Source organism: Bordetella genomosp. 6, assembly GCF_002119705.1.
GTDB classification, from domain to species: domain Bacteria; phylum Pseudomonadota; class Gammaproteobacteria; order Burkholderiales; family Burkholderiaceae_B; genus Bordetella; species Bordetella bronchiseptica_F.
In genome coordinates this window covers 2,316,807-2,342,934 of sequence record NZ_CP021107.1, presented here as the reverse complement: position 1 = coordinate 2,342,934, position 26,128 = coordinate 2,316,807, and the positions used below count along the sequence as shown (strand labels likewise).

26 protein-coding genes are annotated in these 26,128 nt (G+C 69.8%); 10 read left to right on the top strand and 16 right to left on the bottom strand.

The genetic code is table 11. The features are described from left to right. Positions 1-48: 48 nt before the first annotated feature. Positions 49-1,044: a tripartite tricarboxylate transporter substrate binding protein gene (locus CAL11_RS10910; RefSeq protein ID WP_086092942.1), complete on the bottom strand. Its 996-nt coding sequence runs from the start codon at positions 1,042-1,044 to the stop codon at positions 49-51. Positions 1,045-1,219: 175 nt separating this feature from the next. Between CAL11_RS10910 and CAL11_RS10905 the strand changes: the two genes are divergently transcribed. Then, positions 1,220-2,122, top strand: coding sequence for a LysR family transcriptional regulator (locus CAL11_RS10905; RefSeq protein WP_086092941.1), 903 nt, complete (start codon positions 1,220-1,222; stop codon positions 2,120-2,122). Positions 2,123-2,143: 21 nt separating this feature from the next. Here CAL11_RS10905 and CAL11_RS10900 read toward each other — a convergent pair whose 3' ends face one another. The 9 genes from CAL11_RS10900 to CAL11_RS10860 all read right to left on the bottom strand — a co-directional run bounded on the left by CAL11_RS10900 (position 2,144) and on the right by CAL11_RS10860 (position 11,032). Continuing rightward, entirely contained in the window at positions 2,144-2,914 is a 771-nt protein-coding gene (locus CAL11_RS10900) for a hypothetical protein (RefSeq protein WP_244172943.1), read from the bottom strand. An 11-nt stretch (positions 2,915-2,925) separates the two neighbouring features. Continuing rightward, a complete protein-coding gene (locus tag CAL11_RS10895) occupies positions 2,926-3,663 on the bottom strand; it encodes a hypothetical protein (protein ID WP_086092939.1) in 738 nt (245 codons plus the stop codon). A 107-nt stretch (positions 3,664-3,770) separates the two neighbouring features. Further along, complete coding sequence (locus CAL11_RS10890) at positions 3,771-4,856, bottom strand: substrate-binding domain-containing protein (protein ID WP_033464219.1); 1,086 nt, start codon at positions 4,854-4,856, stop codon at positions 3,771-3,773. 40 nt (positions 4,857-4,896) lie between these two features. After that, a complete protein-coding gene (locus CAL11_RS10885) occupies positions 4,897-5,862 on the bottom strand; it encodes an ABC transporter permease (RefSeq protein ID WP_086094562.1) in 966 nt (321 codons plus the stop codon). Continuing rightward, positions 5,852-7,405, bottom strand: a complete 1,554-nt coding sequence (locus CAL11_RS10880) for a sugar ABC transporter ATP-binding protein (protein ID WP_086092938.1) — start codon at positions 7,403-7,405, stop codon at positions 5,852-5,854. The genes CAL11_RS10885 and CAL11_RS10880 overlap by 11 nt, the downstream gene beginning before the upstream one ends. Positions 7,406-7,444: 39 nt before the next feature. Further along, a complete protein-coding gene (locus CAL11_RS10875) occupies positions 7,445-8,329 on the bottom strand; it encodes a fumarylacetoacetate hydrolase family protein (protein ID WP_086092937.1) in 885 nt (294 codons plus the stop codon). Between the two features lie 25 nt (positions 8,330-8,354). Then, positions 8,355-8,774, bottom strand: coding sequence for a RidA family protein (locus CAL11_RS10870; protein ID WP_033456466.1), 420 nt, complete (start codon positions 8,772-8,774; stop codon positions 8,355-8,357). Positions 8,775-8,831: 57 nt separating this feature from the next. Further along, a complete protein-coding gene (locus CAL11_RS10865) occupies positions 8,832-10,184 on the bottom strand; it encodes a metal-dependent hydrolase family protein (RefSeq protein ID WP_086092936.1) in 1,353 nt (450 codons plus the stop codon). Positions 10,185-10,192: 8 nt separating this feature from the next. Continuing rightward, positions 10,193-11,032 carry an alpha/beta fold hydrolase gene (locus CAL11_RS10860; protein ID WP_086092935.1) on the bottom strand — a complete coding sequence of 280 codons (840 nt, stop codon included), beginning with the start codon at positions 11,030-11,032 and terminating at the stop codon, positions 10,193-10,195. Between the two features lie 159 nt (positions 11,033-11,191). Between CAL11_RS10860 and CAL11_RS10855 the strand changes: the two genes are divergently transcribed. Next, positions 11,192-11,887, top strand: a complete 696-nt coding sequence (locus tag CAL11_RS10855) for a GntR family transcriptional regulator (protein WP_086092934.1) — start codon at positions 11,192-11,194, stop codon at positions 11,885-11,887. A 135-nt stretch (positions 11,888-12,022) separates the two neighbouring features. Here the strand turns inward: CAL11_RS10855 and CAL11_RS10850 are convergent, their stop codons facing one another. After that, the gene (locus tag CAL11_RS10850) at positions 12,023-13,369 is read right to left on the bottom strand and encodes a type II toxin-antitoxin system HipA family toxin (RefSeq protein WP_086092933.1); all 1,347 of its coding nucleotides are present in this window, start codon (positions 13,367-13,369) and stop codon (positions 12,023-12,025) included. Further along, on the bottom strand, positions 13,366-13,644 hold the full coding sequence (locus tag CAL11_RS10845) for a helix-turn-helix domain-containing protein (RefSeq protein ID WP_244172942.1): 279 nt from the start codon (positions 13,642-13,644) through the stop codon (positions 13,366-13,368). The genes CAL11_RS10850 and CAL11_RS10845 overlap by 4 nt, the downstream gene beginning before the upstream one ends. A 365-nt stretch (positions 13,645-14,009) precedes the next feature. On the opposite strand from CAL11_RS10845, the gene CAL11_RS10840 reads away from it, so the two are divergent. Then, the gene (locus CAL11_RS10840; protein WP_086094561.1) at positions 14,010-14,465 is read left to right on the top strand and encodes a PaaI family thioesterase; all 456 of its coding nucleotides are present in this window, start codon (positions 14,010-14,012) and stop codon (positions 14,463-14,465) included. Here the strand turns inward: CAL11_RS10840 and CAL11_RS10835 are convergent. The 4 genes from CAL11_RS10835 to CAL11_RS10820 form a co-directional block, all read right to left on the bottom strand. Next, positions 14,462-15,199 (bottom strand): TerC family protein, encoded by a 738-nt coding sequence (locus CAL11_RS10835; RefSeq protein WP_086092931.1) that lies wholly within the window; start codon positions 15,197-15,199, stop codon positions 14,462-14,464. The genes CAL11_RS10840 and CAL11_RS10835 overlap by 4 nt on opposite strands. Positions 15,200-15,388: 189 nt before the next feature. Next, positions 15,389-16,147, bottom strand: a complete 759-nt coding sequence (locus tag CAL11_RS10830) for an SDR family NAD(P)-dependent oxidoreductase (protein ID WP_086092930.1) — start codon at positions 16,145-16,147, stop codon at positions 15,389-15,391. 46 nt (positions 16,148-16,193) lie between these two features. Beyond that, positions 16,194-17,183, bottom strand: a complete 990-nt coding sequence (locus tag CAL11_RS10825) for a Bug family tripartite tricarboxylate transporter substrate binding protein (protein WP_033464184.1) — start codon at positions 17,181-17,183, stop codon at positions 16,194-16,196. A gap of 184 nt (positions 17,184-17,367) precedes the next feature. Then, positions 17,368-18,336 carry a SphA family protein gene (locus tag CAL11_RS10820; RefSeq protein WP_086092929.1) on the bottom strand — a complete coding sequence of 323 codons (969 nt, stop codon included), beginning with the start codon at positions 18,334-18,336 and terminating at the stop codon, positions 17,368-17,370. Positions 18,337-18,681: 345 nt separating this feature from the next. Here CAL11_RS10820 and CAL11_RS10815 point away from each other — a divergent pair, with 345 nt between their 5' ends. Genes CAL11_RS10815 through CAL11_RS10785 form a run of 7 tightly spaced genes read left to right on the top strand, consistent with a single transcriptional unit; the run spans position 18,682 to position 26,127 of the window. Next, positions 18,682-19,824, top strand: a complete 1,143-nt coding sequence (locus tag CAL11_RS10815; protein ID WP_086092928.1) for a formylglycine-generating enzyme family protein — start codon at positions 18,682-18,684, stop codon at positions 19,822-19,824. Positions 19,825-19,878: 54 nt separating this feature from the next. Next, complete coding sequence (locus CAL11_RS10810; protein ID WP_086092927.1) at positions 19,879-20,847, top strand: AAA family ATPase; 969 nt, start codon at positions 19,879-19,881, stop codon at positions 20,845-20,847. 8 nt (positions 20,848-20,855) lie between these two features. Further along, the gene (locus CAL11_RS10805; RefSeq protein WP_086092926.1) at positions 20,856-21,797 is read left to right on the top strand and encodes a DUF58 domain-containing protein; all 942 of its coding nucleotides are present in this window, start codon (positions 20,856-20,858) and stop codon (positions 21,795-21,797) included. After that, complete coding sequence (locus CAL11_RS10800; protein WP_086092925.1) at positions 21,794-22,285, top strand: DUF4381 domain-containing protein; 492 nt, start codon at positions 21,794-21,796, stop codon at positions 22,283-22,285. Before CAL11_RS10805 ends, CAL11_RS10800 begins: the two co-directional genes overlap by 4 nt. Further along, on the top strand, positions 22,272-23,282 hold the full coding sequence (locus CAL11_RS10795; protein WP_086092924.1) for a vWA domain-containing protein: 1,011 nt from the start codon (positions 22,272-22,274) through the stop codon (positions 23,280-23,282). The genes CAL11_RS10800 and CAL11_RS10795 overlap by 14 nt, the downstream gene beginning before the upstream one ends. After that, entirely contained in the window at positions 23,273-24,787 is a 1,515-nt protein-coding gene (locus CAL11_RS10790; RefSeq protein ID WP_086094560.1) for a VWA domain-containing protein, read from the top strand. Before CAL11_RS10795 ends, CAL11_RS10790 begins: the two co-directional genes overlap by 10 nt. Beyond that, complete coding sequence (locus CAL11_RS10785; RefSeq protein WP_086092923.1) at positions 24,784-26,127, top strand: BatD family protein; 1,344 nt, start codon at positions 24,784-24,786, stop codon at positions 26,125-26,127. The genes CAL11_RS10790 and CAL11_RS10785 overlap by 4 nt, the downstream gene beginning before the upstream one ends. Position 26,128 lies beyond the last annotated feature (1 nt).

Sequence of the window (26,128 nt, the reverse complement as noted above, 5' to 3'; positions counted from 1 at the left end):
GCGTGGCGCCGCCCATGTCGGTTCAGGGGATGCGGCGGCAGCGCGCCGTTATTGCATGCTGACGCCGGCCGCGCGGGCGATGTCGCGCCAGCGCTGCAGGTCGCCTTGCAGCGTCCGGGCGAACGCCTGGGGTTCGCCGGCCTGCGCGACCACGCTCAGGCGCACGAACTGTTCGCCGATGGCCGGGTCTTTCATGACCTGGGCCAGCGCCTGCTGCAGTTTGTCCACGATCGGCTGCGGCAGCCCGTCCGGGCCGAGAATGCCCCACCAGGTCAGGAAGGTGAGCCCGGGCATGCCGGCCTCGGCGAAGGTGGGCACGCCGGGAAAGGCCGGCAGCCGCTGCGGCGCGGTCATGGCCAGCACCTGCAGCTTGCCCGAGGCGACGAAAGGCTGCGCCGAGGCATAGGTCGAGAACGAACCGTCCACGATGCCGGCCACGGTGTCGGTCAACGCCGGCGCCGAGCCGCGGTACGGAATGTGGTTCAGCGAGATGCCCGCTTCGTGCTGCATGAGTTCGAGCAGCAGGTGGGTCGAGGTGCCGGCGCCGGCGCTGGCGGCCTTCAGCCTGCCCGGGTGCGCCTTGGCCTGGGCGATGAAATCGTCGAGGTCCTTGACCCGCCCGGCCGGCGCGTAGAGGAACGAGGGCGAGGTGCCGATGATGCCGACCGGGGCGAAGTCCTTGATGGGGTCGTAGGTCACGGCCGGGTTGACCGCCGCGTTGACCACCAGCGGGCTGTCGGCCAGCAGCAGCGTATAGCCATCGGCAGCGGCGCGGGCCACGAACGTGGTGCCGATCGCGGTGGCCGCGCCGGACTTGTTCAGCACCACCACGGGCTGGCCCAGGATCTCGCCCAGCGGCTTGGCCAGCAGGCGGCCCAGCACATCCGAGCTGCCGCCGGCCGGGTAGGGCACCACCAGCTCGATCGGACGGGTGGGCCAGTCGGTCGCCGGCTGGGCGCAGGCCGCGGCCGCTGCCAGCAGGCCGGTCATGGCCAGCGTGGATTGAACGAGCAGGCGCCGGGCGGCGGGCATAGTACGGATCATGGCGGTTTTCCCCTTGGTTCGAATCATCAGCCGGTAGTACCCTTTGCGCAGTCTCCGGCCGTGGCACCGAGTGTAGGAGGGTGTGCGGCGCGCCGGTTATAAGCATTCAAGGGGCATGCTGGCGGTTTGCTTATACGCGCGCCGCCCGCCGCGCCGCACCATGCCAGGGGAACGCATGCGCTTGCGCCATATCGAGGTTTTCCACGCCGTGATGGTCGGCGGGTCGCTGAGCGCGGCGGCCCGGCTGCTGAACATGACCCAGCCGGCCGTCTCGCAGACCATGAACAGTCTGGAACTGCAGCTGGGCTTCGCGCTGTTCCAGCGCGTCAAGGGCCGGCTCGCGCCCACGCCCGAGGCGCACGCGCTGCACGCCGAAGTGGAGAAGCTCAACAGCCAGCTCGACGCGGTCAAGCTGATGGCCGTCAACCTGCGCCAGGACGGGCCGGCGCGCCTGCGCATCCTGGCCGCGCCGGCGCTGGCGATGGAGGTGGTGCCGGACGCGCTGGCCGCCTTCATGGCCGACAACCCCAACGCGCGCATGACGGTCAAGACCGGCTACTCGGGCGACATCCTGGCCGCCTTGCTGCTGCGCGATGCCGATATCGGCCTGGTCTACCGCTGCGCGCCGCAGGCGCTGATCCGCCAGGAAACGGTGGGCCGCGGCACGCTGGTCTGCGTGGCGCCGGCCGACCGCTACGCCGGACGCGACCACGTCACGCTGGCCGACCTGCGCGACAGTACCGTGTTCGTGCCGGAGCGGCGCCACCCCATGGGCCGCCGGCTGGCGCAACTGTGCGCCGACCAGGCGCTGGACGCGGACAACCACGTCGAGATCGAGCAGTTCCACGTGGCGCTCAAGCTGGCCACCGCCGGGCTGGGCGTGGCCCTGGTGGATTCGCTCACCGCGCTGGGCGCCGACCCGCGCCGGATGCGCATCCTGGCGCTGCGGCCGGAAGTGGGCTTCGAGGTCTGCGTCGCCTATCCGGAGTTCGACGCGCATCCGCACCTGTCGCACCGTTTCGCGCGGTGCGTGCGGGAGGTGGTGGCCGCACGCCAGGCGCGCATGGCGCCGGGGTAGGCGGCGCCATGCGCCGTGCGTTCAGCGCGCTGCGTCGCAGGCGGCCATGGCGGCGACGCGTAGCTGCGGGTCCTGGGCGGCGAGGGCGCGCTGCAGGCAGGCGTCGTAGCCGCTGGCCGATTGCAAGGGCGGGCCCTCTACCTGCTGCGCCAGCGAGGCGTCGAACCTGCGCAGCGCGCGCATGAGGACTTCGTTCTCGCGGCGATAGCCTTCGGCGATGGCGGTGGCGCCGCCGGTGCGGGCCCACATGTTGAAATGCTGCGCGTCTTCGCCGCTGGCGTCGGCAATGTGCCGCAGCTCCCGGTCGAAGAAGGCGACCTTGATGCGGGCGACCGAATCGTCCGTCGGATACGCATAGACATCGACGATCGCCAGCACGTCGCCGCTGGCCTGCGGCAGTTGGGCCAGGCTTACCTGTTCGACGCTGCCGAAATAGCGCTTCAGGGATGCCGCGACCCAGGCCAGCGGGTAATCGGGGTCGAACAGTTCAGCCCCGGCGCTGGCGATCGTGGCGTCGCCGAAGCGTTTGCCCTGCGCCATGGCGCGCGCGTTATCGTGGATTTTCCGTTTCCAGGCCGCGTTGGCCAGGGTGTTTTCGCTCAGTACCGCCACCGCCTTGACGTCGGGTCCGGCCGGCACCTTGGCCAGCGGCGATTTGGGGCGCTCGCCGGGGAAGATGCCGGCGGCGGCGTCCTTTTGCGGCGGAACGGGTGGCGCCCCGGCGCAGGCCGCCAGCAGCAGGGCGCACGAGAGGGCGCATAGCCGCATCATGGCGCCGGGCAGGCGGCGCATGCGATCGCCGGTCACTTTGGCGCCCCCAATGGATCATAGTTGCCGAGGTGGTAGGGGCAGCCGGGCGCGGCCGGGTCCGGGCAGCGCCCGCCGCCCTGCGGGCCGGCCGAGCGCAGGTCGTACTGGGGCGAGTAGCCCGATCTCGACGGCGTGGCGGGCGGCCGTTGCGCGCCAGCCTGCTGCGCCTGCGCGGCCGCGGAGGTGATCGCCGCCGCCGCGCCCAGGCCTGAAACGATGCTGTTGAAGGCGGCGTCGCGCGCCCTGCCACCGGACACTGCCGCGTCGAAGCCGGCCTGCTTCGATGCGGGGTCGAAGCCGCCGGGTGCCAGGCCGGCGGAGAACGCCCGGGACGCGCCGCTATCGTCGGGCGCCGGGGCGGACTCGCTGGCCGCGAAGGCGCTCTTGCGGGCGCAGATGGCGCAGCCCTGCACCTTGACGTTGGCCGCCTTGATGGGCGAGGTGCCGGAGGTGGATTCGGTGTCCTGGTTGCGGCGCGTCAACACCGTGGTGTAGGGCGTCTGGTCGATCAGATACGACACGCGCGAGCAGGCGGGAGCCGAGCTTTGCACCAGCAGTTCCGCCGAGTAGGAGGGCGCGCTGCCCTGAGTCTTGAGGATCTTGACCGTGGCGCTGCAGGTGCCGACCTGCCGCGCGCAGTCGCATTCGAAGGCATCGAAGGCCAGCGCCGGCGAGGCCAGCCACAAAGCCGGCAGCACGGACATCAACCCGTTGCGCAGCAGCGTCCACATCGTTCGTCTCCCGTATGCGCGCCAGGGCGCGGCATTCATCGGAACGATTGTGCGGGCTGCGGGGGCGAGCGCGCGCCCCCCATTTGGGGGGCGCCGCGCCAGGTGCGCTATCTGGCGGTCTCGATGCTCCACCCTTGCGGCGGATAGTCGTAGAACGCGTACGGGTGGGTGTCGACGTTGGATTTGTCCACCACGGTGATGGGGACGTTGAAATGCGGGTACGGCACGCTGCGGGTCGGTTTGTCCAGCGGCGGCATGGGCAGTCCTTCGTGCTCGCGGATGGCGTACTGGACGATGAGGCGGCCCATGATGACCCCCGGCTCGGAGGCGACCGCGAGCAGGCGGCCTTCGCGGATCATGGCCTCGTTTTCCTTGACCATGGCCGAGGTCAGCACCTTGACCGGGCGATTGGCCTGGCGGGCGGCCCGTACCGCGCCCATGCCGAGGAAGGTAACCGGGGTGAACACATATTCCGCGTCAGGCGTGCGCATCAGCAGGTCCTGCGTCTGCGCCATGCCGTCGGCCAGGCTCATCTCGCCGCGGAAGGCCGCCGGCGCCAGCTTGGCGCCGCAGGCCGAGGCGACCTCCTTGAAACCTTCGTAGCGCAGCCTGGACCATTCCAGCCCGGCGGCTCCCGGCACGATGATGACTTGCTTGCCCCGGGCCCCATCGTCGCACAGCGCCTTGCCCAGCACCTTGCCGATCAGGGTGTCGTCCTGCAGCACGCCGAAGGCGACCTTGTCGCTGTTGACCGGAATGCCGGCGGAGATGGTCTTGATGCCGGACCTGGCCAGGTCCGCGACCACCGGGTCGTAGCCGGAATAAGCCGCCGGCGACAGCACGGCGTAGTCCACGCCCAGGGTCTTGAACGACTGCAGCTGGGCGAACTGCTGCTGCACGTTGCCGTAGGCGCCGGCCACCGCCACCTGCACCACTTCCACGTTGCTGCGCCGGGCTTCGTCGACGATGCCGTAGGCGATGCCCTTGTAGAAGTTGTCGAGCAGGTGCACCACCGTCACGCCCAGCTTGAGCGGCTTCTTGGCGACGATGGGATCGACGATGCCCTGCAGGCGGTCGCCTTCGGGATCCTTGGCCTGCGCCGGCAGGCTGGCCAGGGCGCATGCCGCCAGGGCCAGGCCGGCGGCCCGGCGCGCCAGCACTGGCCGCCGCGAGGTTTTGCCGAAGAGTTTCATGGTTGTGTTCCCCTTGTAGTGTGGCGGGCGCGGGCCCGTTTCAGCTTCGACGAAAGCGGTCCAGGATGACCGCGATGATGATGACCACGCCGACGACCAGCGTCTGGAAGTACGCCGACACGCCGGTGATGTTCATGGCATTGGAGAGCACGGACAGCACCAGCACGCCCAGGAAAACCTGGACGATGCTGCCGCTTCCCCCGGTCAGGGCCACGCCGCCGAGGACGACGGCGGCGATCGATTGCAGGGTCAGGCCGGGCACGGCCACCGGCTGCGCCGAGCTGGTCCAGGCGGTCAGCACCACCGCGCCCACCGCCGCGCACAGTCCGCTGGCCGCGTACACCAGCACGGTGTAGCGCTGCACGTTCACGCCGGCCTTGGAGGCCGCCGACTCGCTCGAACCCAGCGCGTAGACGTAGCGCCCGAACACCGTGCGCCGCAGCACGAAGGCGGCCGACAAGGTCACGGCGGCGGCGATCCAGACCATGTTGGGCAAGCCCAGGGTCCTGCCGAAGCCCACCGCGTTGACATAGGGCGCCGGGACATCGTAGATGGGCACGCCGCCCGACAGGATCAGCGCAATGGCCTGGGTCACCGACAGCATGCCCAGCGTCACCACCAGGGGGGTGGTGCGAAAGCGCGCGATGATGTAGCCCGACAGCACGCCGGCGGCCAGCCCCACGGCCAGCATCACGGCCAGCCCGGCAGGGATGCCCCAGGCCGGCATGGCCAGCACGCCGGCCACGCCGGCCAGCGACAGCACGGACGACATGGACAGGTCCAGGCCGCCGCGCAGGATGGCGAAGGCCTGGCCCACCGAGAGGATCAGCAGGGGCACCAGCTGGCAGGCCAGGTTGGTCAGGTTGTCCAGCGACGCGAACCGCGGTTCGACAAGGCTGGCGACCAGCGCGATCAGCGCGATGAGCAGCGGCAGGATGGCGTCGGCCAGGCGCGCGCCGGACGCCGGGCGCGCGGCGCGGGATACGGCCAGGGTCTTAGTGTGCATGCTGGGGCTCCCGTTGGCCGAGGACGTCGGCGACGATATGGGGTTGGCATTGCGGGCCAGGCTGCGCATAACGCGCGACGGCCGTGCCATGGAAAAAGGTGTAGACGGTGTCGCACAGCGCGATCACCTCGGGCAGGTCGCTGGACAGCATCACGACAGTCAGCCCTTGGGCGGCGGCGGCGCGCACTTGTTCGTGGATGTGCTGCTTGGCCAGGATGTCCACGCCCGCGGTGGGCTCGTGCAGCAGCAGCAACTGGCGCGCCGCGCCCAGGGCGCGGGCCAGCAGCGCCTTTTGCTGGTTGCCGCCGCTCAGGCTTTCGATCGGGTCGGCCGGGTCGCCATGCTTGACGCCGGCGCGCTCGAGCTGTTCGCGCGCCAAGGCGGCTTCGCGGTCCGGATCGATGCAGCGCCAGCGGCTGACGCGATCGAACTGGGTCAGCATCAGGTTCTCGCGGATCGACCGGCCGGTCAGCACGCCGTGGCTCTGGCGGCCCGCCGGCAACAGGCCCACGCCCTGGCGCAGGGCCGCGGCCGGATGGCGCGGCCGGTAGGGGGCGCCGTTCAGGTAGTAGTCCGCGCGCGGCGGCCCGTCCAGGCCCACCAGCCCGTACATCAACTCGCCCGCGCCGCAGCCCAGCACGCCGTAGAAGCCGACCACTTCGCCGGCGCGGGCCTCGATCTCGGACAGCGCGCCGCCGGCCGGCAGGGCAATGCGCAGGCGCGTGGGGCCGAGCTGGCGCGCCGGCCCGGCGCCGGCCGCCAGCACTTCGCGGCGCCCGGTCAGCTTCTCCAGCACCGTTGCGCCGGTGACGCCGGCGCGCAGGTCGAACGAATCGACATGCCGGCCGTTGCGCATGATGGTGACGCAGTCGCCCACCGCCTCGACGTCGTCCATATGGTGCGTGACCAGGATGCAGGCGATGCCCTCGGCGCGCAGGCCGCGCACCACCTCGAAGAAGCGCTGCTTTTCGGCCGCGCCCAGCATGGCGGTCGGTTCATCGAAGATGACGATGCGCGGGCTGGCCATCAGGGACTTGGCGATTTCCACCAACTGCTGCATGCCGGCGGGCAACTGGCGCACCGGCGTCTCCATGTCCAGGTCCAGGCCCAGGCGCGCCAGCACCGCGCCGACCCGCGCGGTCTCGGCCGCGCGCCGCAAGGGCGACCAGGGCCGGCGCGCCGCCTCGGCCCCCAGGCACAGGTTGGCGCGCACCGACAGGTCAGGCGCCAGCGACAGCTCCTGGTAGACCACGGCGATGCCGCGCCGGCGCGCGTCGCTGGCGTCGGCCAGGCGAACCTCCTGCCCGTCGAGAAGCAGCGCGCCGCTGTCGGCCGGGAACAGGCCGGCAATGATCTTGCCGATGGTGGATTTGCCGGCGCCGTTCTCGCCCAGCAGGCAATGCACCTTGCCGGCCTCGAACGAGATGGACACATCGGCCAGCGCCTGGGTGGCGCCGAAGCGCTTGCTGATCCGCCGCAGGCGTAGCAGCGGCGGCGGTTGAGGGGCAGGCGCCGCGCTCGCGGCGCCTTCGGAATGCATCATGGCGGCAACTCCCGGATGGCTGTCTGAGGCGGCGCTGGATCAGATGACAGGGTTTTCCAGCACGCCTATCGGTTCGGCGCGCACCCGCACCACGTCCCCGGGGCGCAGGTACCGTGGCGGCGTGAAGCCGATGCCCACGCCCACCGGCGTGCCGGTGGCGATGATGTCGCCCGGTTGCAGGGTGATCGAGGCGCCGATGGCGCGCACCAGGGTGGGAATGTCGAAAATCAGGTCGGACAGCCGGGCGGACTGGCGCGGTTCGCCATTGACCTCGCAGGCGATCCGCAGCGCTCCGATGTCGTCGATCTCGTCGGCGGTGACCAGCGTGGGGCCCATCGGGCAGAAGCCGTCGATACCCTTGCCCAGCAGCCACTGGCTATGCCGCTTCTGCAAGCCGCGCGACGTTACGTCGTTGACCAGGGTGTAGCCGAATACGAAAGACCAGGGGTCGTCGCCCGCCGCGACGCGCCCGGCCTTGCCGATGACGACCGCCAGTTCGGCCTCGTAGTCGACCGAATCGCACGGGTCCAGCGCGCTGTCGATGGCGTCGCCAGGGCCGCTGATTGAAGAGGCCGGCTTGCTGAAGATGATGGGGGCGGCGGGAATGGCGCCGGCGGCGGCGCTCGAATCGAAGCCGCTCTGGGCGAACTCGCGCGCGTGTTCGTGGTAGTTCTTGCCGACGCAGAACACGTTGCGCGGCGGATTGGGCAGCGGCGCCAGCACGCGTACCGTGGACAGGGGCACCGTATGGCGCGCCTGCGCCACCCGTTGCGCGATGTCGCCGGCCAATTGCCCGTGCCGGCGCACCAGCGTCAGGAGATCGGGCAGGTCCATCGCCGCGGTGAGATCGACGATGGTGTCAGGGCTGGCCAGGGCGCCGACGCGCCGGCGGCCGTCGGGCAGTTCGAAGCTGAGGTATTTCACGTTGGATTTCCGTTGCGGATGGGGATCAGTCGCGCGCGCGCACGACGGCCTCGACTTCGATCAGGAATGCTTCCTTGACCAGGCGGTCCACGACCAGCAGCGTGTTCGGGGCATAGGCCTTGCCGGCGAACAGGGTCGGAAACAGTTCGGCGCGCTTGCGCATGAAATGCGGGATGTCCTGCGAATGCACCAGGTACGTGGTGAACTTGGCGACGTCGTTGAAGTCGGCGCCCAGTCCGGCCAGCACGTCGCGCAGATTGGCGAAAACCTGGTCGAATTGCGCATCGAAGTCGCCTTCGCCGACCACGGCGCCGTCGGCGCCCACCGCCAGCTGGCCAGCGACGAAAAGCAGGTCGCCGGCGCGTACTCGCGTGGCGTGCGAATACAGGCCCTGCGCCGGCGCGGCGCCTTCGGGGTTGAGGTACTGAACGGCTGCTCGACTCATGCTCGTGTCCTTTCATGGGGCCGCCGCGCGGCGGCCAATGGTGGAAGAAAAGGGGGGTTACTGCACCAGGCGGCCGCTGGCGCTTTCCTGGTCATACTCGTAGACGCCCGCCAGGAAAATCTTGGTGCGCTCGTACCACTTGCGCACGCGTGGCGCCGGCGCCGTGCGGTCGACGGGCTTGCCGCCCTTGAAGATGTAGTCGAAGCGGCTGGGGCGCTGCAGCAGGGTGATGTCCTCGAGCGGATTGCCCGGCAGCACCAGCACGTCGGCCAGGCGGCCAGCCTCCAGCTTGCCGACTTCGTGCCCGTGGCGCGCCAGCAGCCGCGTGCAGGCCAGCGTGTTGGCGTGGATGGCCTGCAGGGGCGTCAGGCCCAGCAACTTGACGAAGATTTCCATTTCGCGGGCATGCCAGTGCCCGTACGGCACCGGCGACCAGCCGCTTTCGCTGCCGGCCAGCAAGGGCACGCCCGCGTCGTAGGCGCGCCTCAGGTTCACGCTGGCCGCTTCGATCTCGTGGCGAAAGGCCTGGGCGCCGGAAGCCCCCGCGTGCGATTGCTTGGCCTCGACCAGGTTGACCAGCAGGGTCAGCGTGGGCGTGATGACGCACTGATTCTTCAGGCACGCCTCGATGCCTTCGTCGTCGATATAGGAAGCGTGGAAGAGGTTGTCGAAACCGGCCTGGGCGGCGTACAGCGCGGCGTCGCGCGAGCGCGCATGCACGCTGCACAGGCGTCCCAGCCGGTGCGTCTCGTCGGCGATGATCTTGAATTCTTCATAGGTGAATGCCGAGGACCCCAGCGCGTCCGGCGTGATCAGGTTGTCGTTCGAGCCCGAGACCTTGATGGCGTCGACCTCGTCCTTGACCTGATAGCGGATCGCTTCGACCAGATCGTCGCGCGTCTTGACCAGCACCGCGCTCTGTCCCGGCGGGAACGCCATTTCGTTGGGAAACGAGTCCTCCAGTCCCTGGTGGTTGGTCAGCTGCTTGCCGGAGACCGTGAAGCGCGGGCCTTCGAACATGCCGGTGTCGATGGCGTCGCGCACGGCCTGGGCGATGTTGTAGCTGGTGGCCGCGTCGAAGGCGCTGGTCACGCCGGCCTGCAGCACTTTGCGGGCGTACCACAGCGCCTTGGCGGTGCGGAACTCGACCGGGGTGTAGAGCGCGTTCTCTTCTTCCGAGCGCGATTCGCCGAAAGAGATATGGGTGTGGGCGTCGATCAGGCCCGGCATGATGGTGCGGCCGGGCAGGTCCACCACCTCGAATCCGTCGCCGGCATACTGCGCCGGCAAGCCTGCTTGCGGGCCGACCCAGGCGATGCGTTCGCCTTCGGTGACGACGGCGCCTTGTTCCAGCGCCGGGCCGAGCGTGCCGTCTATGACCCTGCCTTTGAGTACGTAGCCTGTTTTCATGGGGATAGTCAGAGAGAGAAGGGAAGTGCGCCGAACCGCTGGAGCACTATGGCGAGGAAAACGTCGGGCCGCTCGAACGCCACCGAGTGCGAACACCCCGCCAGCAGCACCAGGTCGGCGTCGGCCAGCCTTTCACTGATCTGGCGCGAGGCGGCGGCCGGGAAGGCCGTGTCGTCGCGGCCATGCAGCAAGGTCACCGGGCAGCGGATGCCGCGCAAGGTCTGCTCCGAAAGGGTGGCCGCCGCGATGTAGGTGGCGGGGGGCGCGTCGAACATGGCGTCGAAATAGTCGGCATAGCCTGGCGCGAAGATGACGGGCTCGCGCACGGCCAGGTAGGCGTCGTCGATCACGGCGTGATCGTGGATCAATCCCCGCAGCGCCTGCACCAGTTCCGGGCGGCTGCGCGGGCATTTCCAGGTACGGCGGGTGGCGTCGTTCGGCGTGAAGGGCACGCCCATGGTGCCGGTGGTCACGACGCCGCGTACCGCCGGGTTGTCGCTGGCCACCGTCAGCGCCAGGGCGCCGGCCAGCGAGTGGCCGACCACGCCGATCGGGCCGCCGCCAAGGTGCGCCACCATGGCCCGCACCTGGCGCACCCACATGTCGAAGTCGAAGTAGGGCGCGGCCGGCTTGCGCCCGCTCTGTCCGAAGCCGACCAGGTCCATGGCGACCACGTCGAAGCGGCGGGCCAGCGCCGGCAGCACCGTGCGCCAGTTGCCCAGGCTCGAAGCCCCCGGCCCCGAACCATGGACCAGCAACAGCAGCGGACCGTTGCCGCCGCGCAGGTAGGCGCAGGGGATGCCTTCGAAGGGAAGATGGTTGAGCGTGTATCCGTCGGGCAATGACATGGCGTTGAAATGGTTGATTTACATAAAAATGGATTCTATGTATCTCAATGGATCAAAACAATGTATCGTAAACCCGAACAGTAGAATCCATACTTGTATTCAAAATCAGTTGTTGGCCCGGCATGTGCTACCATTGCCGCTCCACCGATCAGCCACATCATGAAAAACGCGAAAAACGGACGCACCCTCAATGCCGAGGTCTACGAGCAGTTGCGCGAGCAGATCCTCACCGGGCAATTCGCGCCGCGCCAGCGGCTCAAGGTCTCCCAGTTATCCGAACAACATGGCGTCAGCCTGAATGTGGTGCGCGAGGCGCTCAATCGCCTGGCGGGCGAGCAACTGGTCGAGCTGCAGCCGCAGTTCGGTTTCGCGGTGCGGGGGCTGTCGGCGGAAGATCTGGTGGATCTTTTCCAGCAACGCGGTGTGGTTGAAAGCCTGGCGTTGCGCCAGTCGATTGCGCGCGGCGACCTGAACTGGCAGTCGGACGTGGTGGCCGCCCACCATCGCCTCGGCGGCACCGCCATCGTTTCGCCGGAAGATCCGCAGAAACTGAATCCCGACTGGCTGGCGCGCCACGAAGAATTCAACCTGGTCATGATGCGCGCCTGCGGCAGCCCGCGGCTGTTGCAAATGGTGCGGCAGCTCGCAGAGGCTTCGGCCATCTACCAGCGCGCGCTGTTGCCGTTGACCGCGGTGGCCGCCGAACTCGAAACCGAGCACGACGATTTGCTGCAGCGCATCCTCGACGGCGACGCCGATGGCGCCGTGGGCGTGCTGCTCAAGCACCTGGACCAGACGCGCGACGCCATGCTGCCGCTGCTGGCCCGGCGGCACGATCTCGCCGCCCAGGCGTGACCTCCAAATCGCCTTTGAGAAATCAGGTTAAGAAATAGGCCTAATTTATTGTTATATATTGAATAAATAGTAATTCATATTGATGGCCAGCGCCTTGGCCGGCGCAATTATCGAATCTTCACAGCCAGGCGGCCTTCAGGACGGCGGCCGCGCTCGCTGGCGGCGCTTGCGCGGCGCCAGCAGCGGCGATTCGCCGATGCGCGGGGCGGCAAAGTGCGCGGCGGGCACGGGCCGCGGCAATCCTTCGTCCTGCGCCGATGCGACCCAGTCGGGAACGGCGATCTGCCGGCGCTCGCTCAGCCTCTTCATCCCCTCGTTCCATTCCCACAGCATGCGCAAGCCGACTGGCTCGAAACCCGGCGTATGGCGGATGTGCGCCTTGAGTCGCGGCACGGTGTCGGCGATCGCCGAACACACCCGGTCGACCAGCTCGCGCTGCGCAGCGGGCGTGAAACCGAGGTGCTGCTGCAGGTAACGCCACAGGGCCTTGGACATGGTCCACGACTTGCGGCCGTCGAGCGCCATGCCGGGCGGATTGGCCGCATATCGGTCGTAGGCAAGAATCGTCAACATGTCATAGACCGGCGCGATGCGCACGTCGTCGATCGTGTCATAGAGAAGGGCAAGATTCTTGGCGTGGCAATCCGCGTTGCCCAAAGCGAAACTCAGCAGCAGCGTGATCGCGAGTTGGGTGCGGGCCTGCAGCCGTCCTTCCGGCCGCACGTAATCGCTGGCCACGCGGGCCACGCGCTCCCAGGTGCTTTCGTATTTTTCGTCGGCTGACAGGCCCAGCAGGCTGCAGAAGTCCTCGAAGCCCAGGCGGCGGTCCGTAGCCGGATCGATGTCGAATCGCTCGACCACCAGCACTTGTCCGTCGTCGGACACGCTGGTGCGCGCCACCGGGATACCGGTGCCTTGCGCGGCCGTCATGCATAGATGCTCGTTGAGGGCCACGAAGGGTTGATGCTCCGAGCTGCCCTTGACGATATGCCGCTCGGTGGCGATGGTGCCCTTGCGAAAGAGAGCCTGGGTTGCCGGCGTAAGGAATTTGGGAACCACGCCCGAGACGCCGGAGGCGGCGTATCGGGCCATCAGTTCCAGAAAGACCTGTTGCGATGCCGGCCCGTGCAGCAGCGGATCCAGGCTCTCGAGCGCCATTGCGGGCTCGAGCGTTTCGCCTGCGCTGACCTGGACGCGGCCGATCATGTTCGGGCCGACGACGGCCAGCAGATCCAGCTGCTTGGCGCCCAGTTGGGGGCCGAGCTGTTCCTTGAGCAGCATGAGAAGAAATCCCTCGGGCAGGCTTACCTGGAAGAAGGGATGCAGCGTTGGCCAGCTCCAGGGTTCGGCGCGCACCGGCATCGTCAGCGATGCGAACTTGGCCGGGTCCGTTTCGGGCAGGTAGGCCAGCCGGTGCTGGAAGCCATCGGGGCTGTCGAGGATGGCGACTCGGGTGCCGTGGACGAAGACGTTCAGCTTCAAGACGGGTCCTTGGCGTCGCTCAGGCGGCCGCGTCGCTCGGCCAGCAGATCGTCGAGATCAGGACGGCGCACGGTCGGCTTGAACTCGAATTCCAGGTCCAGGGCCTGCAGCAGCGTCAGCAGCTTGTTCAGCGAAAAGTCGCTCGCCGAACCGGCCTCGAAGCGGGAGATGGCTTCCTGGCGCATGCCCGTCGCGGCGGCCAGCTCGCGCTGGGTCTTGCGGGCCTGTTTGCGCAAGGTCCTGAAACGCGCCCCCACGTCTGGCAGCGTCTTCATCGAAAAATATGCGTTAGAAAGCATAAATTTACCCTGGCTGAGCAAAAAATGTCATACAACGCATAAAAACATGGCACCTCTCGAGAAAGTGGCGTCACTTTTTATGCGAATAGAAGCATATTTTAGCGGCTAACGAAGAAATTATGCATCCTTTCGCATAATTTTGTGGCTCCGTCACGCCATATGGCACCCGCTGTGTACTGGCCGGATCCATCGCATGGCAGAAGGCTTCATGTCGAAACCACTTTAAATAATTAAGATTAAAAAATTAATTTAATTATATGATATATAAGGTATATTAAAATAATGGAATCGATTTTCGCAGTGCGCTCCAGCACAGGCGCGCCGGGCTGGTGGTACGCTGGATGGCATTCGTCCAACCATCCCTGTTTATGAACGATTCCATTCCCGACGGTTTCGCGCCCTGGCGACCGGGCAGCCCCTTCATGGCCCACCTGGCCGATCTAGGCGCCTTCTACGTGCGCGAGGCCGACGATGTGCTGGCCGTGCGCGTGGGGCCGCCGCATACCAACATGCACGGCATTGCGCACGGCGGGCTGCTGGCCACGCTGGCCGACAGCGCGCTGGGCTACTGCATCTCGCGGCGGGCGCAGGCGTCGGTGGTCACGGTGCAGATGTCGGTCGAATACCTGAGCGCGGTCAAGCCGGGCGACTGGCTGCAGGCGCGGGTGCGCATCGACAAGCAGGGGCGCCGGCTCATCTACGCCACCTGCCTGCTGCAGGTCGAAGACAAGCTGATGCTCAAGGCCAACGCAGTGTTCGCCGTGCGGGCCGCGCCGGCGCCGGTTTCGGACGGCTAGCCGCCCGGCGTGGTGGAGGCCGATTCGTCGCCGGCCGGGCGGGCGTGGCGGCGGCGGGCCGCCAGCCACTTGCCGGCCGCCACCACCACCAGCGCCCCGGCGGCTTCCACGGCCAGCTTCAGCATGGGCGCGGGCTCGCCCCAGCGCTCGACCACGAAGATGTCGGTGATGAGCATGCCGCCGGCGATCCAGCCCAGCAGGCCGGCGCCCAGGGTGACGACCAGCGGGAAGCGGTCTATCAGCTTGAGCACCAGCGTGCTGCCCCAGACGATGATGGGCACGCTCACGCACAGGCCGAAGATCACGTAGTACAGCTGGTGGTCGGCCTGCGCGTTCTGGGCCGCGCCGGCGATGGCGATGACGTTGTCCAGGCTCATGGCGAAATCGGCCAGGATGATGGTGCGGATCGCCGCCAGCACCGAGGTGCCGCCGGTGATGTTGCCGTGCGCATCTTCATGCGGGGCCAGCAGCTTGATGCCGATCCAGACCAGCAGCAGGCAGCCCAGCGCCTTGAGAAACGGGATGTCGAGCAGGACCAGCGCGAAGGCGATCAACAGCACGCGCAGCAGCACCGCGCCGGCGGTGCCCCACAGGATGCCCTTGATGCGCTGCTTGTGAGGCAGGTTGCGGCAGGCCAGCGCGATCACGACGGCGTTATCGCCGCCGAGCAGGATGTCGATCAGAACGATCTGGAATATGGCGCCCCAATGGAACGTCTCGATGGCCTCGACCATAAGTAGTCCGCCGAAAGGACGATGGAGCGCCGCATCGACGCGGCCCGCAGGCCACTCCCTTGAAAGACACGCTCTCGCCGATTCTAGGCAGGGCGGCGGGCGGATCGGCCAGTACCGGTGACGCGCTCAGGGTTACTGGGCCGGGGCGCGGCGCGCGCCGGTCGTCGCGGCGCGGCCTTGGCGCGGTTCCTATGCGGCCGCGGCGCGTCCGCCGTCGATCTGGAAGATCGAGCCGGTGACGTGGCGCGATTCCTCGCTGGCCAGGAACACCGCCATCGCGGCGATTTCGTCGGGCTCGGGCAGGCCCAGCAGGTGGCGCGATACCGCCGCGGCGACGCGCGGATCCTCATCGATGAAGCGCGCCATGCGCTCGGACAGCACGGCGCCGGGCGCGATGGCGTTGCAGCGCACGCGCTGCTCGGCGAACTCCACCGCCATCGAGCGCGTGAGCGCATGCACGCCGCCCTTGGCGGCCGTGTAGGCGTCGCGCCCTTTCAGGCCGCGCAGGGCCGCGATCGACCCCATGTTGACGACTGCGCCGCCGCCGGCCGCGGCGATGCGCGGGATGGCATGCCGGCAGCACAGCACGGTGCCCAGCAGGTCGATGTTGATGGCGCGCCAGAATTCCTCCAGCGCGAACTCCACCACCGAGCGGTCGTTCAGGCTGGAGCCGCCGGCGTTGTTGACCAGGATGTGCAGCGGCCCATGCTCGGCCTCGGCCAGCGCCGTCGCCTGTCGCACGCTGTCCTCGTCGGTCACGTCCAGGCGCGCGAAGCGGGCGCGCGCGCCGGTTGCGGCCAGCTCCGCGGCCAGGGCCTGGCCGCGCTCCACATCGATATCGCCCAGCAGCACGCTCGCGCCTTCGGCGCAGAAGCGGCGCGCCATGGCCGCGCCGATGCCGACGGCCGCGCCGGTGATAAGGGCGTTGCGCCCCGAAAGTCGTCCCATAGTGTGTCCTGGTGAGGGCCGGGCCGCATCGGCCCGGCCCGATGGTTCATTCGAGCCGGGTGCCCGAGCGCTTGACGATCTCGTCCCAGCGGGCGATCTCGTCCTGGATGAACTGGCCGAAGGCCGGGCCATCGAGCGTCTTGATGTCCATGCCCAGGGACTCCAGGCGCTCGCGGATGGCCGGCTGCTGCACGGCGGCGATCATATCGGCCGACAGCTTCTCGGCAATCGGCGCGGGCGTGTCCGCCGGGGCCAGCACGCCGAACCATGCGCGCACGTTGAAGCCTTCCAGCCCTTGCTCGGCCACCGTGGGCAGATCGGGGAAGGCCGACGAGCGGTGCGCGGCGGTGACCGCGATCGGACGCACCTTGCCGCTCTTGATGAAAGGCAGCGCGGCGGGCACGTCGACGAACATCAGCTGCACCTGGCCCGACACCAGGTCGGTCAGCGCCGGCACGCTGCCGCGATACGGCACGTGCAACAGTTCCACGCCGGCGGCCAGCTTGAACAGCTGGCCCGACAGGTGTTGCGAGCTGCCGTTGCCGGCCGACCCATAGGCGACCTTGCCGGGGTTGGCGCGCAGGTACTCGATCAACGTCGGGATCGAGGTCACCGGCAGGTCGTTGTTGACCAGCACGATATTGGTCTGCTCGGCCAGCAGGGCCAGCGGCGTGAAACCCTTGACCGGATCGTAGGGCAGACGCTCGCCATAGAGCGCGGGATTGATGCCGTGGGTGGCGATGGTGCCCATGCCGATGGTGTAGCCATCGGGCTTGGCGCGCGCCAGCAGGTCGGTGCCGATATTGCCGCTGGCGCCGGTGCGGTTTTCCACCACGATCGACTGGCCGTAGCGGGTGGAGAGTTCGCTGGCCATGGTGCGCGCCAGCGTGTCGAGCACGCCGCCGGTGGAGAACGCCACCAGCAGATGAATCGGCTTGTCGGGGTAGGTACCGGTACTGGCGGCCGCCGGGGCGGCCATGAATCCAGCCGAGCCCACCACGGCCAAGGCATGGGCAAATCGGCGTATCAATCGCATGCGAGTCTCCATCTTGTTGTTGTGACTGAAGGCAGGCGACGATCTCGCCCGCGCCAGGCGCACATTAAGGCAGACCCGGGCGGGCAGGCAAAACCAAATCTTTTTATGGATTCAGCAGAATATTTTATGAATGCGCACGCGCCGCCGGCGCGGCGGCCTGCAAAGCCGGCCAGGCCCCGGCGCGTCAGAAGATCAGCGCGACGGTGCCCAGCACGGTGCTGTCGCTGTCGAGCCGGCGCGTGCTGCTGATGGTCGGCGTCCAGCGCAGGCTGAACGACAGCGAGCGCTGGTCGGCCAGCTTGCGGTCGTAGGTGAGGATGGGGCCAAGCGCCCAGTCGCGGCCCTTGAAACCGTTCAGGCGATCGGCCGTCGGGCCCTTGTCCGACCCCAGCTGCTGCTGGGTGCCGACGATCAGGCCGGCGCCCACGTCGTTGCTGAACAGCTTGCGGCCCATCAGCTCCAGGCCGAGGATCGGCGCGTTGCGGTAGTCGGTGGCGGTGTTGCGGGTATAGAACTGCACGTTGGCCATGGCGTCGAGCTGCAGGCCGTGCTCGGGAAACATGCCGGTATAGGCCACCTGCGGAATGAAGGTCCAGTTGTTCAGGCTGGGGTTGGCCAGCGCGTCGGCGTCGTACTTGCCGGTCGGCGCCCAGATGCTCAGGCTCAGGGCCAGGTGCTGGGTTTCGGAAAAGTGGTAGCCGGCGATCAGGGGCGTGAAGTTCAGGTCGAACAGATTGGACGCGATGTCGCTTTCCTGCGCCGCGCGTCCGCGCTCGCCGGCCAGCGTAGCGGTGGTCTTGAGCCACAGGTACGGGACGGTCAGGCTGGAGGCGAAGTTCCAGCGCCCGGGGCCGGTGTCCCAGGTCTTCATGAGCGTGGCCAGGGTCAGGGCCATTTCGGCGTCCAGGCCCAGCGAGGTCTTGCCCGCCACCGGCACTTCGCGGCTGCCGCCTATCCTGCCGTCGAGGTATAGCTGGCCCAGGCTCAGCACCGTAATGGGTTGCGGCGATACCACACCGGCATTGGGCTGCACCGTCGTGCCCGTGACCAGCCGGCCCAGCGCGCCTTCGGTGGCGCGCGCCGCGCCGGGCAGGCCGGCCAACGCCAGGGCCAGGCCGGCGCTGCATAGACGCCATGAAAACCTGCTGCGCATATTGCCTCCACGCTCGCTGCACAGGATGCCGCACGGATGAGCAGCCAGGCGGCGGATGGCATCCGGAGCATGAGGAGCTGACCCGCGGATGCATGCTGGCTGGCTGCCCGCCCGCCGAGTTTCTGCCGATTCCCCAGCACCGTCAAGCCAGTGCGCGAGGTTACGGATTGCCCCAAAATTGATGACAAGTGAAAACAAAACTGGGTATCCTGCCAAGGTCGAATATCTTCCCGGCGTGGATCGGGAGACATTCAGCTGGATCTGGCAAGCCTTGGCGGTACCGTGTTGGCGATGGCGCCCGGTCGGTAGGGCGCTCCGTTCTCAGACGCGTGACGGAGAAGGGCAGTGAAGCAGCAGCTGAAGATCGCATTGGCGATGGTGGCTATCGTCGGCGCCGCGGGCGCGCTCGGCGCCTATGTGGCGGGTACGTCCGACGCCCCGCAGGAGCCCGCCGTCAGGCTGGGCGACGGCAAGACGGGGCCGGCCGACATGGCCTGGATTCCCGGCCACCAGTTCCTCATGGGCAATGACCACAAGCTGTCGCAGCCCAACGAGCGTCCCGCGCACCAGGTGCGGGTCAGCGGGTTCTGGATGGACGTGCACGACGTCACCAACGCGCAGTTCCGCCGCTTCGTGCAAGCCACCGGCTACCTCACCACCGCCGAACGCAAGCCGCGCTGGGAAGATCTGCGGCCGCAGCTGCCGCCTGGCACGCCGCGCCCGGACGACAGCCAGCTGGTGCCCGGCGCCATGGTGTTCGTGGGCACCCAGACCGAGGTCTCGTTGCGCGACTATTCGCGCTGGTGGCGCTTCGTGCCCGGCGCCAACTGGCGCCACCCGCAAGGGCCGGGCAGCAGCATCGACGGCAAGGACGACCACCCGGTGGTGCAGGTGTCGTACGAGGATGCGCAGGCCTATGCCCGCTGGGCCGGCAAGCGCCTGCCGACCGAGGCCGAATGGGAGTTCGCCGCGCGCGGCGGGCTGGAGCAGGCCACCTACACCTGGGGCGACGAACTGCTGCCGCAGGGCCAGGCGATGGCCAATATCTGGGATACGCGCCAGCAGCAGCCGTTTCCCGTCGTCAAGGACGAGAAAGTGCAGGTCGGCACGACGCCGGTGGGCAGCTTCGCGCCCAATGGCTACGGCCTTTACGACATGGCCGGCAATGTGTGGCAATGGACGGCCGACTGGTACCGGGCCGATGCGTTCCGGATCCAGGCCCAGTACCGCGAACCTCCGCTCGATCCGGCCGGTCCGGCCGACAGTTTCGACCCGGACGACGGCAATGTGCCGGCCTCGGCGCCCAAGCGGGTGACGCGCGGCGGATCCTTCCTGTGCAGCGACACCTATTGCATCAGCTACCGTGCCAGCGCGCGGCGGGGCACCGATCCGCTCAATCCCATGTCGCATCTGGGCTTTCGGACAGTGATGACGCCCGAGCAATGGAAGCTGGCCCAGGCCCGCCAGGGCCGCGTCGCCAGCCGCTGAGCCGGCGCGCGCCGGCCGCCCGCGCAGGCTGCGCGGACACACACAGGAGCATGCATGGCCAATCGTGATGGCATTCTGGCGTTGGAACAGGCCGTGTCCGCGGCGGTGCTGGGGCAGGCGGCGGTGATCCGCCACGTGCTGGTGGCCCTGCTGGCCGACGGCCACGTGCTGCTCGAAAGCCTGCCGGGCCTGGCCAAGACGCGCACGGTCAAGGCGCTGGCGGCGCACCTGGACGCGACCATGCGGCGCATCCAGTTCACGCCCGACCTGCTGCCTTCGGACATCACCGGCGCCGACGTGCTGCAGCAGGACGCCGAAGGCCGCCAGCGCATCGAGTTCCAGCAGGGGCCCCTGTTCGGCAACCTGGTGCTGGCCGACGAGATCAACCGCGCGCCCGCCAAAGTGCAATCGGCCCTGCTGGAAGCGATGGAAGAGCGGCAGATCACGGTGGGCGGGGTGACGCGGCCGATGGCGCCGCTGTTCATGGTGCTGGCCACCCAGAATCCCATCGAGCAGGAGGGCACATACCCGCTGCCCGAAGCGCAGATGGACCGTTTCCTGATGAAGATCCGGCTGGACTATCCGGCCGCCGACGACGAGGTCGCGATGCTGGCCCTGCTGCGCGCCGCGCCGCAGGCCGGCGCGGCCGCCGGGACGCGCCTCTCCCAGGACGAGCTGTTCGCCTGCCGGGACGCGGCGGCCGCCCTGTATGTGGCGCCGGCGGTCGACCGCTACATCGTGGACCTGGTCAACGCGACGCGGCGGCCGGCCGACTACGACGCCGAGCTGGGCCGCTGGATACAGATCGGCGCCAGTCCGCGCGGCGCCATCGCGCTGGACCGCGCGGCGCGCGCGCATGGCTGGCTGGCCGGGGCCGATTTCAGTTCGCCCGACGACGTGCGCGCGGTGGCGCATCCCGTGCTGCGCCACCGCCTGCACCTGTCGTACGACGCGGTGGCCGACGGCGTCACGGCCGAACAGGTCATCGACCGGCTGCTGGACACCGTGGCCGTGCCCGCCTAGGAACGCCGATGCCACGCGCCGCCCACCCTGTCCACCCGCCATTGCCCGAACTGGTGGCGCTGGAGGCGGCCGTGGGCGGCCTGTCGTTCGTCGCCGGCCCGCCGCTGGGCAGCGTGCTGGCCGGCCAGCATGGATCGCGGCTGCGCGGCCGCGGGCTGGATTTCGCCGAGCTGCGGCGCTACGTGCCGGGCGACGATTTGCGCCAGCTCGACCCGCGCGCCTCGCTGCGCTATGGCAAGCCGTACCTGCGCGCCTATACCGAGGAGCGCGACCGGCCCGCGATGATCGTGGTGGACCAGCGCATGAGCATGTATTTTGGGTCGGTGCGCGCCTTCAAGTGCGCGGTGGCGGCCCGCCTGGCGGCGCTGGCGGCCTGGACCGCCTATCGCGGCGGCGACCGGGTCGGCGGCCTGGTGTTCGACGACGACGGCGTGCGCGCGTTCAAGCCGCTGCGCAGCCGCGACCGGGTGCAGGCGCTGCTGGCGGAAGTGGCGCGCGCCAACGCCAGCCTGTCGGCGGCGCGGCCCGAGCGGCAGGCTGCCGCCGTCCTGAATGGGGCCTTGCGCGGCGCGCTGGCGCATGCGCCGCACGATTGCCTGCTGTGCATCGTGAGCGACTTCGCCGGCGCCGACGCCGACACCTTGCGCGCGCTGCGCCTCTTGGCGCGGCACAACGACGTGGTGGCGATGCTGGTGTTCGATCCCATGGCGCAGGACCTGCCGCGCCGCGGCCGGCTGGTGGTGACGCAGGGCGAGCTGCAGCTGGAGATCGCCGTGGGCCGGCAGCGCGAGCGCCAGCCGCTGGCCGATTTCTTCAGCGGCCGGCTGCGCGAGGTGGCCGACCTGCTGCGGCGCAGCCGCGTGCCGCTGCTGTCGATCGACACGGCCGAGGACGAAGTGGTGCAACTGCGCCGCGCGCTGGGGCGCCTGCAGACGGGAGGACGGCGATGAGCGATGCGCTGCCCGGCCTGGACCAGTTGCAGGAGCTGCCGCTGCCGGCGGCGGTGCCGTATTGGCCGCAGACCTGGGGCTGGGCGGTGCTGGCTGCGCTTGTGCTGGTCGGCGCGGCATGGGCCGGCTACGCGGGCTGGCGCCACCGGCGCCGCAACCGGTATCGGCGCCAGGCGCTGGCCGAGCTGGCGCGGCTGGCGCGCGCCTCGGCCGCCGATCCGCTGGCCGCGCGCGCCTTGCCGGGCCTGCTCAAGCGGACCGCGCTGGCGGCCGGCCAGCCCGCCGTGGCGCCGCTGGGCGGCCAGGCGTGGCTGGCGCACCTTGCGCAGGATGGCGGGCGCGCCGTGTTTCCGGACGACGGCGCGCGCATCCTGGCGCTGCTGGCCTATGCCCCGGACGCCGCCGTGCGGGCGCTGGACGCGCCGGCGCTGGCGCGCCTGTTCGCGGCCAGCCGCCGCTGGATGGAGAGCCATCATGTGGCGGCTTGAATATCCGTGGCTGCTCGCCGCCGCGCCGCTGGCGCTGGCGGCCTATCGCTGGCTGCCGGCCTATGTGCAGGGCCGGCAGGCGCTGCGCCTGCCTTTTTTCGACACCATGGCCACGCTGACCGGCAAGTCGCCCACGCGCCCGGGCGTGCAGCGCGGCCGGGCCCAGTTGTGGCTGAACGCCGCCGTATGGCTGCTGCTGGTGCTGGCGCTGGCGCGTCCGCAATGGGTCGAGCCGCCGCTCACGCATGTGGAGCCCATGCGCGACATCCTGCTGGCCGTGGATATCTCGCAGTCCATGGACAGCGAGGATTTCCGCGATGCGCAGGGCCGGCCGGCGTCGCGCTGGCAGGCGGTCCAGGCGGTGGTGGGCGATTTCATCGACAAGCGGCCCGACGACCGGCTGGGGCTGATCGTGTTCGGCACCGGCGCGTACCCGCAGGCTCCGCTGACGCGCGACCACGCCGCGCTGCGGCTGCTGCTGCGGCACACGGCGGTCGGCATGGCCGGGCCCAACACCGCGCTGGGCGATGCCATCGGCCTGGGCATCCGCATGCTGGATCACGCCAGGGAGCGCGACAAGGTATTGATCCTGCTGACCGACGGCAATGACACGGCCAGCGCCGTGCCGCCGGCGCGCGCGGCCGAGCTGGCCGCGCGGCACCAGGTCGTGGTGCACACCATCGGCATCGGCGACCCGGCCGCCACCGGCGAGGACCGGGTGGATTTCGACGCCTTGCGCGACATCGCGCGCATCGCCGGCGGGCGTTTCTTCCGCGCCCACGACCGGGCGTCGCTGCAGGAGGTGTACGCGACGCTGGACCGCATCACGCCGCACGAAGTCCGCACGCTGCGCCACCAGCCCAAGCGCGAGGATTTCTGGATGCCGCTGGGCGCGGCGCTGGCCTTGCTGGCGCTGTGGCATGGCGGGGCGGCCCTGGCCGCCTGGCGTGCGAGGCGCCCGGACCGGCGACCGCGCCGGGAGGACGCATGGACATAGACCTGAGCGCCTTCCATTTCCTGCGTCCGTGGTGGCTGCTGGCCGTGCCGGTGGCGGCGCTGCTGTGGTGGGCGCGCCGCGGCGAGCGCGGCGCGCCCGGACGCGACCTGCGCATCGCGCCGGCGCTGCTGCCGTACCTGGTGCTGCGCACGCCGGGCAGCCGCGGGCCGCGCCCCATCGACGCGCTGGCGCTGATCCTGGCGCTGGGCGGGATCGCCGCGGCGGGACCCGCGTGGCAGCGCGACGAGCCGGCCTATCTGGACAACGTGGCGCCGCTCATCGTGGCGCTGGACCTGTCCGCCTCCATGGACAGCGCGGACGTGCCGCCCACGCGGCTGGAAGCGGCCAGGCGCGTGTTGCGCGACCTGGCGGCGCGGCGCGCGGCCGCCCGCACCGGGTTGATCGCCTATGCGGGCAGCAGCCACCTGGTGCTGCCGCCCACCGACGACGCGGCTTTGCTGGATCTGTTCGCGCAGGCCCTGGCCACCGGCCTGATCGAGCGCGCGGGCCGCGACGCCGACGGCGCGATCGAACTGGCCGCGCAGGCCCTGGCGGCCGAGCGCGCCGGCGGCACCTTGCTGATCCTGACCGACGGCGCCGACAACGCGCGCATGGACGCCGTGCGCCGCCAGGCCCAGGCCGCGCGCGACATGCAGGTGCTGGTCATGGCGGTGGGCGTGAACGGCATCGACACGCAGGCCCTGCAGGATCTGGCGCGCGCCGCCGGCGCGGCGCTGGGCAGCCTGACGGGCGGGCCGGACGACCAGGACTGGATCGCGCTGCATGCGCAGGCGCATTTCCGCGCCGTGCAGGACGCGCAGTCCGGGCCGGTGCATTGGAAAGACGCCGGGTACTGGTTGTGCTGGCCGCTGGCCTTGCTGGCCCTGCTGGCGGTGCGCCGCGGCTGGAGCGTGGCCTGGAGCGCCGGCGTGCTGGTCGTCGCCATGGCCGGCATGCCGCCGCCGGCGCGCGCCGATGCGCTGGCCGATGCCTTCCTGACCGCCGACCAGCAGGGCCGCTGGGCTTTCGAGCACGGGCGCTACGACGACGCGGCGCGGCATTTCCATGATCCGTACTGGAAGGGGCGCGCGGCCTACGAGGCGGGCGATTACAAGGCCGCGCTGGCGGCATTCTCGACCCTGCCCAGCGCCGAGGGCTATTTCTATCTCGGCAATACCCAGACTCGCCTGCATCAGTACGACGCCGCGCTGGCGGCCTACGACCGGGCATTGGCGCTGAGGCCGGGCTGGCAGCCGGCCCTGGTGAACCGCGGCATCGTGGCGCGCCTGCTGGCCGCCATGGCGCAGACGCAGCAGGACCAGCCGGCCGAGCCGCCGGACCAGACGATCGCCGACCGGACCGCGCAGGCGGGCAAGCTGAGCCAGGTGCCGGTGGCGCAGGCCGGCTCGGAAGAGGCCTGGCTGCGCAATGTGACGCTGTCGCCGGCGCGTTTCCTGCGCGGCAAGTTCGCCGCCGAGGACGCGGCGGCCGGAGCGCGGCCATGAGACGCTGGCCCGCACTTGCCTGCGCGGCGCTGCTGGCGTTGGGGCTGGCCGGCGCGCCGCGCGCGCAGGACGCGCCGCCGCTGCGGGCGAGCGCGCGCCTGGCGGCGGGCGCGCAGGCGCAGGTCGGCGCCACGCTGCGCCTGGAGCTGGACGTGATGACCACCACCTGGTTCACGCAGCCGCCGCGGCTGCCCGCGCTGACGCTGCCGGGGGTAATGGTGACGCCGCCGTCGGGCGAGGGCGAGCTGGTGCGCGACGAGCACGATGGCGTGGCATACAGCGGCCTGCGCTATACCTATCTGCTCAGTCCCACGGCCGCGGGCCGGGTGGATGTGCCCGCGCTGGCCGTCAGCGCCGAGGTGGGGCCGGGCAGGACGCCGGCCAGCGCCAGCAGCGCGCCCCTGTCGTTCACGGTGGGCGGCGCGGCGGGCGGACAGCCGGCGCCCGGCGGCACGCTGACGGTGTCGCAGGATTTCGCGCTGGCGCCGGATCCGCTGGTGGCAGGCGGCCGGGTGACGCGCAGCATTACGCAACGCGCCGAAGGGATGCAGGCCATGCTGCTGCCGCCGGCGCCGCTGGCCGATGCGCCGGGTTTCAAGCGCTATGCGCGCGAACCGGAGGTGACCACGCTGACCGATGGCCGTGGCGGTTTCGTGGGCGGGCAACGCATCGATCGCGCCGATTACGTGGCCGAGCAGGCCGGCGAGCTGACTCTGCCGCCCGTCACGCTGGCCTGGGGCGAGGGCGCCGGCGGGGCGCCGCGCCAGACGCTGCCAGGCCGGGCCTTCACGGTGGCGGCCGCGCCGGCCGCCGCGCCGCCGTTCTCGCTGGCCGACGATCTGGCCCGCTTGCGCCACGGCTTGCGCTGGGTTTTGCCGGCGGCCTGGCTGGCCTGGGCCGGCGGCGGCGCGCTGGCATTGCTGGCGCTCTGGCTGGGCTGGCCCTGGTGGCGCCTGGGCCTGCGCCGGCTGCGCGCGGCGGCGCAGCGCCTGCGCGCACGGCGCCGGGCCGGCGAGCCCTGGCACTGGCGCGCCTGGCGCCGCGAGGCGCGACGCGACAGCGGCACGCTGAGCGCGTTCTACCGCTGGCTGGCGCTGGCCGGCGGCGCGCCCGATATGCGCGGCGCCACGGCGACGCTGGACGAGCCGGCGCAACGCGCAGCGGCCGCCGCGCTGCGCGATGCCTACGGCCGTGCGCCGGCCCGCAGTGGCTGGCGGGCCCGCCTGGGCATGGCGACGCGGCAGTGGCGCGGCAGCTGGCGGGCGCGCCGCGCCGCCGCGCCGCCGCATGGACTGCCTGCGGTTCTCAACCCCGCGCGCGCCGCGCGCCCAAGGAGCTGAC